General features: G+C 44.1%; 10 protein-coding genes. 8 read left to right on the forward strand and 2 right to left on the reverse strand.

Features of this window, described 5'->3' with window-relative positions:
- Positions 1-67 precede the first annotated feature (67 nt).
- Positions 68-832, reverse strand: coding sequence for a transporter substrate-binding domain-containing protein (locus OCV50_RS06150; RefSeq protein WP_239840755.1), 765 nt, complete (start codon positions 830-832; stop codon positions 68-70).
- Between the two features lie 266 nt (positions 833-1,098).
- Between OCV50_RS06150 and OCV50_RS06155 the strand changes: the two genes are divergently transcribed.
- From OCV50_RS06155 to OCV50_RS06185, 7 genes are all read left to right on the forward strand, one after another.
- A complete protein-coding gene (locus OCV50_RS06155) occupies positions 1,099-1,977 on the forward strand; it encodes an NAD(P)-dependent oxidoreductase (protein WP_239840756.1) in 879 nt (292 codons plus the stop codon).
- Positions 1,978-2,314: 337 nt separating this feature from the next.
- Complete coding sequence (locus OCV50_RS06160) at positions 2,315-3,346, forward strand: hypothetical protein (RefSeq protein WP_261903980.1); 1,032 nt, start codon at positions 2,315-2,317, stop codon at positions 3,344-3,346.
- A gap of 213 nt (positions 3,347-3,559) precedes the next feature.
- A complete protein-coding gene (locus OCV50_RS06165; RefSeq protein ID WP_261903981.1) occupies positions 3,560-4,864 on the forward strand; it encodes an MATE family efflux transporter in 1,305 nt (434 codons plus the stop codon).
- A 187-nt stretch (positions 4,865-5,051) separates the two neighbouring features.
- A complete protein-coding gene (locus OCV50_RS06170) occupies positions 5,052-5,813 on the forward strand; it encodes an ATP-binding cassette domain-containing protein (RefSeq protein WP_261903982.1) in 762 nt (253 codons plus the stop codon).
- Between the two features lie 2 nt (positions 5,814-5,815).
- A complete protein-coding gene (locus OCV50_RS06175) occupies positions 5,816-6,676 on the forward strand; it encodes an ABC transporter ATP-binding protein (RefSeq protein ID WP_390905145.1) in 861 nt (286 codons plus the stop codon).
- The gene (locus OCV50_RS06180; protein ID WP_261903984.1) at positions 6,657-8,171 is read left to right on the forward strand and encodes an ABC transporter substrate-binding protein; all 1,515 of its coding nucleotides are present in this window, start codon (positions 6,657-6,659) and stop codon (positions 8,169-8,171) included. The genes OCV50_RS06175 and OCV50_RS06180 overlap by 20 nt, the downstream gene beginning before the upstream one ends.
- Before the next feature lie 4 nt (positions 8,172-8,175).
- Complete coding sequence (locus tag OCV50_RS06185) at positions 8,176-9,912, forward strand: ABC transporter permease subunit (protein ID WP_261903985.1); 1,737 nt, start codon at positions 8,176-8,178, stop codon at positions 9,910-9,912.
- A 94-nt stretch (positions 9,913-10,006) separates the two neighbouring features.
- Here the strand turns inward: OCV50_RS06185 and OCV50_RS06190 are convergent, their stop codons facing one another.
- Positions 10,007-12,241: a hypothetical protein gene (locus tag OCV50_RS06190; RefSeq protein WP_261903986.1), complete on the reverse strand. Its 2,235-nt coding sequence runs from the start codon at positions 12,239-12,241 to the stop codon at positions 10,007-10,009.
- Positions 12,242-12,778: 537 nt separating this feature from the next.
- Between OCV50_RS06190 and OCV50_RS06195 the strand changes: the two genes are divergently transcribed.
- Positions 12,779-13,552, forward strand: a complete 774-nt coding sequence (locus tag OCV50_RS06195; RefSeq protein WP_261903987.1) for a MipA/OmpV family protein — start codon at positions 12,779-12,781, stop codon at positions 13,550-13,552.
- The last annotated feature ends 107 nt before the right edge of the window (positions 13,553-13,659 follow it).

A 13,659-nucleotide genomic window follows, 5' to 3' on the forward strand; every position in this document is an offset into this window, starting at 1 on the left:
CGCTAAGTTGTATCGAAAAACGCCGACTCAACCGAGTCGGCGTTTAATTTTTTAATAAAAGGAGAGACTACTTTAAAGAGTTTTTCTGTAGTAGTTCATCTTCAACACCCTTGAGCTTCATCTCGTCCATAATGAAGTTAACGGTGTTCAATAGGCGTTGTTCACCTTTTGGGATCAAGTAACCAAACTGACTATTGGTAAATGGCGTCTCACAACGTGCCGCTTCTAAACGTTCATCGGTAACTTGATAGAACAGGCCTTCTGGTGTTTCTGTCACCATGACATCAACCTTACCCGTTGCAACCGCTTTGGGCACATCCAGGTTGTTTTCGTATCGAGTAAAGCTCGCTTGTTGTAGATGCTTGTCAGCAAATGCTTCGTTAGTACCACCGATATTAACGCCCACTTTTACAGAAGGCTGGTTCACTTTATCTATGGTGTTGAATTGGTCGACTTTGCCTTTGGCTACAAGGAAGCATTTACCAAAAGTCATGTAGCCTTGAGTTTGCTCTGCAGCAAGTTGGCGTTGCATCTTACGAGTGATTCCCCCCATTGCAATGTCGTACTTATCTGCTTCAAGATCCGTTAATAGGTCTTTCCAGCTAGTACGCACAAGCTTAAGTTCAACACCCAGTTGGTCGGCTATGTGTTTGGCAACATCAATATCGTAGCCTGAGTAGCCTTTGCCATCGAAATAAGAGAAAGGTTTGTAGTCACCCGTTGTGCCGACTCGTAGCATGCCTGACTCTTGGATGTCTTCCAATTGGTCAGCGACGACTGATCCGCTGGCAGCAAGAGCGATAGAAGCGAGTAATAAAGATATCTTTTTCATTGTTATTGTCTGTTGTGTTTGGTTTGAGAATTAAAACTAACAGAAAGGAGAAGAGAAAGAGATCAAACCAATGCGTAATTAGACTTTATTGTCAAAAGTCGCAATTAGTCTGACTATTAACTGACATATTGTCTGATTTATACCCCATGATAAGCCTAATACGTCTAGTTGATCACAGATTCTTACTTAAGGTCATTGCACAATAGGTTTTGCACCAATATAATATAATCATACAATAACACATTACTTGAGTATAGGAGTTAGTTATGACAAAACCTGTCATTGGTTTCATTGGCCTTGGTCTTATGGGCGGCAACATGGTTGAGAACCTACAAAAACGTGGTTATGAGCTAAACGTTATGGATCTTAACAAAGAAGCAGTTGCGGCTTGTGTAGCTCGTGGTGCAAAAGAAGCAACTTCTGGCAAAGAACTTGCGGAAAACAGCGACATCGTAATGCTATGTCTTACAACGTCTGCTGTTGTAGAAAAAGTAGTTTACGGTGATGAAGGTATCCTAGCGGGCATCAAAGAAGGTGCAACACTGATTGACTTCGGTACTTCTATCCCAGCTTCAACTCGCAAGATTGGTGAAGACCTTGCAGCGAAAGGCGCAGGTATGATTGACGCACCACTAGGTCGTACACCAGCACACGCTAAAGATGGCCTGCTAAATATCATGGCTGCTGGCGACATCGAAACATTCAACAAGGTTAAACCTGTTCTTGATGATCAAGGCGAAAACGTATTCCACCTAGGTGCTCTAGGTTCAGGTCACGTGACTAAGCTTGTAAACAACTTCATGGGTATGACAACTGTAGCGACAATGTCTCAAGCATTCGCAGTTGCAAAACTGGCTGGTGTTGATGGCCAACAACTGTTCGACATCATGTCTGCAGGTCCATCTAACTCTCCGTTCATGCAGTTCTGTAAGTTCTACGCAGTCGACGGCGAAGAGAAGCTAGGTTTCTCAGTAGCAAACGCGAACAAAGACCTTGGTTACTTCCTAGAGATGGTTTCTGACCTGGGTACTGAGTCTCTAATTGCTGAAGGTACTTCTAAGAGCCTACAAGCTGCAGTTGATGCAGGCCTAGGTCAAAACGACGTACCTGTACTATTTGATTACTTCACTAAGCTAGAGAAGTAATACAAATAAACCCTACTCATGAGGATTTTTCTTCCTTTTCTCTCATGAGTAGGGTTGTTTATTTGTCTGACTTAATCGTCAGTAATTATGCCTTATACTTACGCTTAAAACATAACCTCTCAGTTCATTCTCTTCTGTTTTAATCATTTCCAATCTTTCGATTTCTTAGCTCTTACTTCCTCTGTTCGTGAGATTTCATAATCATTAAAGATCTTAAAAACCAAGATTTTATTTGTGTGCAATCTACCCAGACAGAGACTCCATGTTACTCTTAAACCATAATAGAGTGAGATATTAGAATTCTGACTCGCGAATATCGGATTAGAGAGAGGTAGGCATGAAAGTGTCTAAGAAGGAACGCAGAATTATTGGTAACGCGCTCGATGAGTGGCAATCCCAAGGCGTTTTAACACAGGAAGAGCATGACAAGCTTACTCGTACCTTTGAGGTGTCGGCTTTCGATTGGACCCAGATTGCTCGTTATTCATTTACTATCGCTGTGACATGCGTAGTTTTGGCGACCTTGTCCTTTGTGTTTGATGAGTGGTTGATAGAACTGTTCAAGAGCATTTTCACCGCACCGGAACTTGCAAAGAGCCTGTTCTTTTTAGCGGGAGCTGTGGGCTTTTATATTTTCGGTATCCGTAGAAAGAAACTGTATCCAAGCAAAGTCTTAGCCAATGAAGCGCTGTTTGTTCTTGGGATGATCAGTACTGCGTTGTCGATTTTTTTCCTGGGTAAGGTGATAGAAACAGAGAACCTTGCGCCACTCATTTTACTTGCCGCTGTGATCTATGGCTTGATAGGACTTTGGTTGCCTTCGCAAACAGTCTGGATATTTGCCTTGATAACGCTGGGGGCTTGGTTTGGTTTTCACTCCTATCAGATTCAGAGCGACGGTTACTACTTCGGCATGAACTATCCACTGCGTTTTGCGTTATTTGGAGGCTTGTTGCTGGTGGCTAGTCTCTACGTCTTGCCAAAAATTCGCGCTGCGATGGAATTTGAGAGCGTGACTAAGTTTGTCGGTTTGCTCTATTTCTTCTTTTCGCTTTGGCTGCTGTCCATTTTTGGAAATCATGCCGATTTTAGTGTTTGGTTAGACATAGAGCAGATCTCGGTACTGTATTGGTCAGTTTTGTTGCTGGTGGTTTCGCTGATGGCACTTTACTTTGGCCTCAAATATCATGACGACATGACCAAGGGCGTTGCTTTGGTGTTCATCTTCCTCAATCTTTATAGTCGCTTTTTCGAGTACCTATGGGAAGGTATGCACAAGGCCTTGTTCTTCGCGATTCTAGCGGTGAGCTTTTGGTTATTGGGGACGAAAGCTGAGAAGATCTATCAGTTAAAGCTACCTAAGTCTTGATAAGCACAGAGTAGATGTCAGACAATATTAGTAATTGATATTGGTTATCATTAACTTTATCATCTGGGTGCTTTCTTGATTTAGGTAAATACTGCTTTTCCTTGGCTGTGTTACCTTCCATCACTATAAGTTTCTACCAGAGAAAGTAAGAGCCTCGAATTACGTAGGCTCTTTTTTTTACTTCAACTCACTACTGTTCCGAGTTAAACCCTAATGAATCTGACTCATAAAGATTACTTTAAGATTGCTTTTCCCTTTATTGTCTCGACTGTTACGCAACCTTTGCTTGGAGCGGTAGATACTGCTGTCATTGGCCAACTTGGTGTTGCGGAATTGATTGGTGGCGTGGCAATTGGCACCGTTATCATGAATACCTTGTATTGGTTGTTTGGCTTTTTCCGTGTCAGTACGACGGGGCAGAGTGCCATTGCTCTTGGCAAAAATAGTCACTCAGAACAGGCGAGTAGTCTATTTCGTCCGTTTATATTGGCCTTGTGTGTTGGACTCATTTTCATTGCGTTGCAGTCATTGATTTGGGTAGGAGCCGAGTGGATCATCTCTCCTGATGCCGCTGTCGGTGAAAACGCCAAGGCTTACTTCGATATTATGATTTACGGTGCGCCGTTTGTGCTGTTGAACTACACCATTATTGGTTGGTTGATGGGACAAGCCAAAGCCAAAGAAACCTTGTTTACCCAAGTGTTTGGTAACGTGTTAAACATCGTACTAGATATTGTGTTCGTCTTATATTTCGATATGGGCATTGCAGGTGTTGCGGCTGCTACACTGATTGCACAAATTACAACATTTGCTATCGGTGTTGGTTTTGTCTTGAGGTCATGTCAATTTTCACTGTTCGATCACCTAACCACAGCGAAAATGTCTAAGAAAGACTTAAAAGTGATCATGTCTTCGAATATGGACTTGCTGTTGCGTACTATCTGTATTTTGGTGTTCTTCAACATGATGGCACGGGTTGGGTCTCAACTTGGGCCTGATGTATTGGCGACGAATGCAATACTGATGCAAGTGACCTTCATCGTTAGCTATATGTTCGATGGTGTGGCCAATGCCTCTAGTGTTTTTGCGGGTAAAGCGGTAGGGCAGAAGAACCCTAAGTTGCTTGATAGTGTGATTAAGTTAAACACTCAATGGACCACAGCATTTATTGTCGTACTGTCTCTTTTAACTTTTGTGTTTAAAGAGCAAATCGTCATGTTATTTACCACGCTACCGGAGCTGAACACTCTGTATTTCGCAATGAGCCCTTGGCTACTGGTATTCCCACTAGTGGCGGGCTATGGGTTAACGTTCTATGGCATTTTCACTGGTACAGGCACGACCAAACCGGTGAGGAACTCTAGCTTTATCACTTTGCTTGTGTTTTTAGTGGTGCAGTTTTTAGCCGTACCATACTGGGGAAATCATGGTTTATGGTTTGCTTTTACGCTGTTTTATATTGGACGTTTTGTTTTCCTATACCCATCCATTCATCAAGTACGAGAAAAGTGTTTGTAGTCAATCATTTATAAATTGAGTGTATTTGTCTCGTATTATTGAAATTCCATAACAAATAAAGGGCAGGTGAACTTGTCCTTTTTTCTCAACCCTAGAAAAAGAGCCTGATTTACCCCTTACGAGATGTTTTCTTAACCAAACCTCCATGATAGTATTGTTATGTTATACCATTACAAGTCAAGCTGTCGTGAATACACAATCAATACTCGCCGTAAACGAACTTCAAATCTCAGATTCTAGCCACTCTTTTTTTCGCAATATCTCTTTTACTCTTGCCGAGGGTGAAGTGCTTGCGGTTATGGGGCCGTCTGGGATTGGTAAGTCAATGCTGTCTAAAGCGGTAGCGGGTTTTTTGCCAAAGGATGTCTCCGCTCATGGAGAGGTTTTCATTAATGGTAAAGAGGTTGGTTCTCAAGCAATGCTGCAAAGAGAAGCGGCACAAAGGCCTGCGATTATTTTTCAGGATGCCCTACAAGCGCTCAACCCATTGGCTTCGGTCGAGCAACAGTTGAGCTTGTCATTGACTGGCAACAAGGCTCGGCTCAATTCAACTAACAAAGAAACCGTGACTGCATTGCTTGAACAACTTGGCTTCAATGATGCTGAGACAGCGTTAAAGCAATACCCAAGCCAGCTTTCTGGTGGTCAAAGACAGCGTATCTGCATTGCTATAGCTTTGCTTGGACGAGCCAATCTACTGATTGCAGACGAGCCAACCAGTGCTCTTGATCCAATCACCGAATCAGAGATTCTCACCTTGTTTAGAAACAGTATCCAACAGAGAAACATTGGCGGGATGTTAATTACTCACGATTTATCGGCAGCTCTTGCTTGCGACAAGCTGTTGGTGATTGCGGAAGGCACCATGGTGACATACGGATCACCGAGAGAGGCGATTACCTCAAGCAATCACGAGTTCTGCCAGCAACTGGCTCAACTGCTTCCGTAGTTCTGAGTCGGAGTCTTCATATGCACAATCATACTCAACCCTTGTCGGCACAAGTTCGCTTTGAAAATGTGAATGTACACTATTACTCAAAGCCTGCTTGGCTTGGAGGGAAGCCGTTTAAGGCCCTTGATCAACTTAACCTCAGCATCGAGACACAAAACTTAGCGATTGTTGGGCCATCTGGGGCAGGTAAATCTACATTGATTGAGCTGCTTTTTAGTTTGCGTCGACCTACGTCGGGAGAGGTGTATATCTGTGGTCAACCACTCTCATCAAGTTCGGATAAACAGCGCAGAGCATTGTATCGGCACATCCAGCTCATCCCACAAGAGCCGCAATCGAGTTTGAATCCTTATTACACGGTAGAACAGATCTTATCAGAACCGCTTGTCAGCATGGGTCTCACCGATAATAAACAGCAGAAAATTGAAAATGCGTTGCGAGATGTTGGGTTAACCCCATCATTGTTAACTCGCCCCTCAAGGCAGCTTTCTGTTGGACAAGCCCAAAGGGTGGCGATTGCTCGCGCTTTGATTGTTGAACCTCGTGTACTCGTCGCCGATGAGCCAACCAGTAGCTTAGATCCAGTGAGTCGACAGCAGATCCTAGATTTATTTGTATCCATCCAGCAGCGCCGCCAAATGCGACTGATCTTGGTGACTCATGACTTGAATGCAGCCGAAGCGCTGTGTGACGAGATCTTAGTGCTCGATAAAGGCCAAGTCGCAGAATATGGCGATGCTAAACAAGTGATGAATCAACCCAAACATATGACAACTCAAGCTTTATTGAGAGCTCAGAAAACAAATTATGAATTCACAAAAACCATTGGAGAGGTTTCGTATGCACCTAAATACGCCTAAGTTAGCCGTTGCGTTAGCGTTAAGTACACTGCTAACAGGCTGTTTCGATTCTGAAGAAAAGAAACAAGACGCTCAAGTTTCAGCAGCTCCAGAATCATCAGAAATTCGTGTTGCAATGATGCAACCACCAAGAACGGGGCTTTCGCCTTTGTCTGACGATGCATTCAAGCTTTCTCGTTGGAGCACCGCTGAAACATTGGTTAACTTGAGCGACCAATCAGTGGCCGAGCCCATGCTGGCGACAGAGTGGGAGCAAGTCGATCCAATGACTTGGACTTTCACCGTACGTGAAGGCGTTAAGTTCCATGACGGTTCCGATCTCAACGCTGAGGTTGTCGTTAACTCACTTCAAAAAGCATTAGGTGCAGCACCGAAGCCACGCATCCTTGATGGTATTGAATGGCAAGTTGAAGCGATTGGTGACTTTAAAGTACAAATTAAAACAACGTTTAACGATCCTCTTTTACCAAGTCGCCTATCAAGCCCACAGCTTTCTATTCTATCGACTGCTGCGTACCAAGAAGATGGTCGAGTGAATTCGATCAAAGCGGGTACAGGCCCATTTATTCTGACTGAAATTAATGGGACGACGAGTGCAAAACTAACCCGCTTTGATGGCTACTGGGGTGAGAAAGCAAAAGTTGAAAACGTCTTAGCGGAATATGTTCCAAACGGTTTTGCTCGCGCTGCTGCTTTGCGTACGGGTGAAGCGGATGTTGTGGAAGCGGTGCCTGTTTCACAAATCGCTATGATGGATCAATCGCAACTGCATGAAGTTGCGATGCCACGTACTAACACTCTTTACTTGAACAACCAGTCTGAAGTGTTCAGCCAATTTGCTCTACGTAAAGCGGTTGGTCAAGCGGTGAATCGTGAGCAGATCATTGAAACGGTTTATGAAAACCATGCTGACCTTGCTAAAGGTTTATTAGGTCCAGCGCTGGCATGGGCTGCTCCTGTTCGTGATAAAAATCCTCGTATGGAAACAATGGAGATTCGTGAGGCTAACGGTGAGAAAATTACCATTGGTACCTTTACTGATCGTGCTGAATTACCAGAAGTGGCAGTACTCCTAAAGCAACAGTTAGAAGCGGCGGGCTTTGTGGTCGAACTGGACGTTCGTGAGTATGCTCAAATTGAAAATGATGCACTTGCCGGTAAGTTTGATGCCTTCATCTTATCTCGCGCAACCGTCTTAGATTCGGGTGACCCAGTTGCTTACATGCAGAGTGACTTCAGTTGTGATGGTTCATTCAATCTAGGTCAATTCTGTTCTGAAGAAGTGGATGCAGCACTAGATCATGCAGACCGCCAACCTCTTGGTGAACTGCGTCAACAAGCGATCATTGAAGCTGAAAACCTAATTCTTGGCCAATATGCGGCTATTCCTCTATTGCATGAACGCGTTATTCAAGGTGAAAGTGACAGAGTGAAAAACGCACAGCGCGACCCGCGTGAACGTCGATTGATCGACCAGTTTACTGAGGTTAACTAACTCAATGTCATTGGTTGCTAACATACGCCTCAATTGGGGCGTTTGTATGCCATGGCTATCGCGCTTGGCCTCGCTAAGCGTGGTAGTTGTTCTTGTTGGCTTGATGCCTGATATCGCTGGGATTGACCCCAGTCAGGCGATCCTGCGTGCGCGGGCGGGTGCTCAGCAGTTGATGACCCCAGAGGCACTTCAAGCCATTCGTGCAGATTTGCAACTCGATCGCTCAGCAATGGAGCGTTTATGGGACTGGTTAGCGTTGGCGGTTCAAGGCGACCTTGGTGTCTCTTGGGTAGATGGCTCTCCGGTGATGCAGAGCGTTCAATCGACGGCAAAAACGTCACTGTTTTTGATGGTTTGCGCACTGTCTATGACACTTGTGTTCTGCCTTATCAATGTTCTGTTTACCATCCATCGCTGGCAGCAAAATAAGCTTGATACTCAGCACAACAGCTTAAGTTCTATGTTGGTGTCACTTCCCGAGTATGTAATTGCGTCATTACTTATTTTGGTGTTCGCAATTTGGTTAGGGTGGTTTCCTCCTTATGGCTGGACAAGTACTCAAAATCTTTGGCTCCCAACACTGGCTCTAGCATTGCCCGCAAGCGGATTGTTTAGTCGTTTGTTGAACGACAGTCTGATCCGAGTTCTTGATGAACCTTGGGTGATCACTTGGCTTTCCGCCAACATCAGCAAATTTCAGATTTTGAGGTTTGCGTTGTGGCGAGCTCTGAGCAACCTTATCCCACAGTTAGCCATGATTGTGATTGGTTTGACAGGTGGAGCAGTAGCAGTAGAGCAAATTTTCTCAATACCTGGTATTGGTCGCTTGATTCTTGGCGCGGCAAAGTCGCAAGACCTTCCACTGCTTCAAGGTGGCTTATTGGTGTTGCTCGCGTTCTCGATTCTGGTGAGTAGCATCAGTATCATGATCCAGCGAGCTTTGCTCGGGCACAGTGCGACTAGCGGAAAACTGATCAGCAGCCATAGTACATTTCGCTTCACTCAGAGCCGAACTAAGAGAATTGCTAGCGTTATCATCTTCGCCTTGCTCATCGGCTGTGCTGGTTGGGCGTTACTCCGTGATCCCTACTTAATTCAATTCTCTCGTTTAGCTGCACCGAGTCTTGACGCTCCTTTTGGTGCAGATGCTGTCGGCCGTGATCTGTTGGCGAGAGTGGGAGGAGGGATGTTCTCTACCATGAAGATGGGAATATTGGCGACCTTGCTAAGTTTAGTGATTGGTTTGCTGCTTGGGTTTGTGACTCGATATAGCCAAGGGCTTATAGAGATCACTAAAGCTGTCCCTTATATCGTAGCGGGTCTGTTGGTCGCAGGCTTAACGGGAATGAACCCAAATAGTGCCTTGATTGCCATTGTGTTAGTGTCTTGGGCACCATTGGCTGCACATTGTTCAAGCTTAGTGTTAGAAGCAAAGGCTCAGCCCTATACGCATTTAGCCCCGGTTTGGGGAACCAGTCGTCTACGAGTATTGCGTTATTATTTGCTCCCTTATGTTTTGCCGCCATTGATTAGACATGCGCTGTTAAGACTTCCGGTGATTACGTTGAGCTTAACCTCTTTAAGCTTTATTGGTTTGGGAGCGAAGCCTCCAGAGCCAGAGTGGGGATTGTTGATTGCAGAGAACCTCCCATACATAGAGCGCTCTGCGGTTGGTGTTATTGCTCCGATTACTGGATTGGTGATGCTCTCAATAGCGATTAATTTACTGTTTGATGACTGATTACTCACCCTAAAGACAGAGTAATACTCAGAGAAAAAGCCTCTTTGTTCGATGTGACAAGAGGCTTTTTTATTTGTAAGAAGGGTGTGGTTACTTACTCTGCGTTGATCAATATTAGACCTTGGTACCCCCCGATTTGAACTTCGGTTACTGGCTCTCCCAGCTTCCCGTCCGCATCTACGGGTCTCATCTGTTGACCGAGTTGAATCGTAATTAAAGGTTCTGAGAAGTAACTCGGATTTCGACCGTGAAAATCGGTTCGGTAAAGTACTAACCCTTTTTCAAATTGACGTGCGAGCACCATCTCTTCTGGGCCGCCACTCACGACTTGATTCTCTGATTGGTAAGCGAAGTAAGTATGAGTAGGCATGAGATGAGCCATACCATTTGGTAAATCTTGATGTACTAACTTGCTCATCGAACTATCGCCGACAATGGTGTAATCGACTGCATAAGGTGTCGATGTCGATAGCATGAGAGGAATCGCATTGTGATTGCTTGGTATTTCTCCTGAAGGCGCACCTATATCCACCTTCAATAACGAAGTAGGTTGGTAAGCGATGTTTTTAGCAATGCCACTGGTGTAATAATTATTACTGGTGGTGTTATGACTTCCATACAGATAACTGCTATTCCACTGGTTAAAGTAGCTGCGGTCCGTGTGATGGTTGAGGTAGTAGATGGCCAGTGCTGAATATTGGTCCTGTAGCCAGTTTTCCTGAGTATTGCCAAAGTACTGGACTCGTCCGTATCGTGTAGTGGCTTGGAAAATAACGCTTTTACCAGAGTATGCTAATGCTGAGTTATCCCAAAATTTTGATATCCCTGCATAGCCACTAAAGCCCGTAGTAGGGAAGAGGTAGTGCTCACGGAGATACAAAGAGCCTGCATCGATGAGGTGAGACTGCCCATTTCGACCATACAGATTTGCAGTACCAATATTTAAACCAACAAGTGTTCCTGGTTGGTCGGTTGCTAATCGACTTAAGAATGAAGAAAAGTGCGTCTTATAAAGAGAGTCAGCTCGTTCTGAGCCGGCGATCGCTTGCAGCTCATCAATATATCCGCCGGAATGAACATAGAACTGATTACTGCCGAGTAACTTATTCGTGTCATCGTTGTAAGCGCCATTTAAGCCTTGTTCCGCCCAATTTTCTGCGTAGTAAGCTGACATAGCTTCTTGATAATCGTTGTTAGCTAAATTTGTTAAAGCCCAAGATGAAGATTGATTCCACATACGGCCAAAAGGAATTACACGGGATTCCCAACGAAAGCGTGCGGTGGCATTTTTGTTCGTACGGGCTCTGTATTCATCATTGGACAAATAGTTGTCGTTGTTGATATCGGCGGCGTGATCGAAGCCTCTGATTTTGCGCCACCTTTCGATGTTTCGTCCGTCTAGCGTGGTCTCAGGTGCTCCTGTTAGCTTAACGCTAGGAAATGAGTTTTTGAGTTTGACTTCGGCCAAACGTGGTCTGTGTTCAGGTTCATTCCATCGAATTCGCACTACATACAGTCGACCCCCATCTCTTAAATACTCAGAGCCAAAGTACTGTCCTCCGCCATAACTGGCACCACTACCGTCATGGGTAGTAGCCCGCTTCCAATCGTCCGGCATGTTCCAAATCACCGCTTGGTTCTTGGTCATGTTCAGAGTTTTATCTTTCTTGATCGACATGGTTTGCCACTGGCTAGCTTGGCCGCGTTGGTCGACACCGTTAGGGTACTCAACAGAGAAGCTACCGCCGGTCGCAAATTTAGAGAACTTCAGCGTTAAGCGATCAAAGGGTTCGGAGTGATAAATGTAGAGAGCACCGTTGTTTGCAGAGTGTTCAAAGATATCGGCATCCCACGGTGGTTGTTGGTATAGCCAAAATCCTGCATGTGATTGATCGACTGTGTATCCCACGATCATTGGCTTTCTATTGAGAATGGTGTTTTCACCGTGCGTTGATTCTACCTCAGCAATCACCGTGTCTTCAGAAAAATGGAGGAAGAAGTCTTCATAATTAAGGCCATTCGTCTCTGCATAGTTTCTAAGATCGTTTTCAACCCAACTCGAATTAACCTCAAGTTTTTGGTTGTACATGTAACCCAATGTATTGCTGCGCGCGTTGTCGGAGGGCGCACGATAAGAGCCGAAAACAAGATCACTATTGCTCAGCTCCCAATCAATCACGTCTTGGGCTGCTAATACAACACCGTCGTGATTGGTTGAAGACTCATGTTGCCCGGGGAGAATAACCGCGGTACCTGCAGAAGGAAATTCAGTCGAGATTGCATTTAAAGAAGTCGCCAACAGAGTCGCTATCAAAATAGTTTTAGTCATTCCCACAATCCAAAATCAGAAAATACAGCAAAAAGTGATATCTCAAATTGACACTCAAATTAAGAAAAAGTATTAGCGATGAGAAAATTATGATCAAGTAGAAAAGGGTTATATATAAAAGTGGTTTACTTAAACTTCTGAATTCATGGGCTATTAATTTCTAATTATGTGGGGAAATTCGATGAGAGAGGGTATTTAGAACTGAGTAATTAATTCTCATTTTGAGAAAATCAAAATTAATTTGGAATACTGCGCCCTATATATGACCTTGGTTTTATATTTAGTACAATGCTCACTTAGTTGCTTAATTTAGGTTGTAATAAAAACTTAACTTTTAAATGAGGATTATATTTCGTTCGTTTATTTTGAGTTTATAAATCGATTCTATACTGCCCGCCATTAACTAAGTGCGAGGACGTGTTTGACACGCAAAGTACTGGGGTAACGTTACCCGCCATTGACTACTAATAAATTTGTAATCAATGAGTACGCTTGCACTGGTGATCATTTAAACATCAAACATTCGAAGAGATAATTATGAAAACTTGGGTTTTAGCAGCGGCAGCAACACTACTATCAGGTACAACAATTGCGGCAGAGACATATATTCGTAACGGCAACGTTTATTCACACGAGGGTAAATGGAGTGCCGAGGCTGGTGTCGCAACAACGAGCGACCTATTTAAAGGGCAGAAACACAGCGTAGTTCCACTTTTGAACTTTGGTTACCACGGTGATGATTTCAATGTAGACCTTAATGAGATTAACTATCGATTTATTGGCAGCAATAGTGATTTTATCAATATGAATGCTTTTGTAGAAACCAGCGGTATGCACTACGAATCTGATGACGCTAAGATTCTTAAAGGTATGAATGACCGCGATGTCGGTTTAGATTTTGGTTTAAACATTGATTTGGATTTCGGTGACGATGTTGTTTCAGCGTTCTTCCAACATGACGTGACGGGTAAATCAAAAGGCTTCAAAACAGGCTTAAAATATACCGCTATCGTGGAGCTTGACCAGTGGGTGTTCGTGCCTTTCGCAAGCGTTGATTACAAAAGCGAAGACTTCGTAGACTACTATTTCGGTGTTACTCAAAGCGAGGTGGCAGCAAACCGTAAAGCTTATAAAGCGGATGGCGCCTTCTCTTACAATTTAGGTTACAAACTCGTCATGCCATTGACTGATAACTTAGAGTTAACTCAAACCTCAGCATTTACTCGTTTAGGCTCTGATATTGCAGACTCTCCACTTGTTGATAGTGCAAACCAATGGGTAGTGGGCGCATCAGTAGCGTATTACTTCTAAAACAGCGTTAGGAACGTAAAAGTTGGCTCCTATTCAGGGACGAATAGACTTTTCTACCTTTAAGAAAAATACTGACTGAGGGCAATATGATTCGGTTTAATTACAAC

This window comes from Vibrio fortis (assembly GCF_024347475.1).
Classification (GTDB): Bacteria; Pseudomonadota; Gammaproteobacteria; order Enterobacterales; family Vibrionaceae; genus Vibrio; species Vibrio fortis.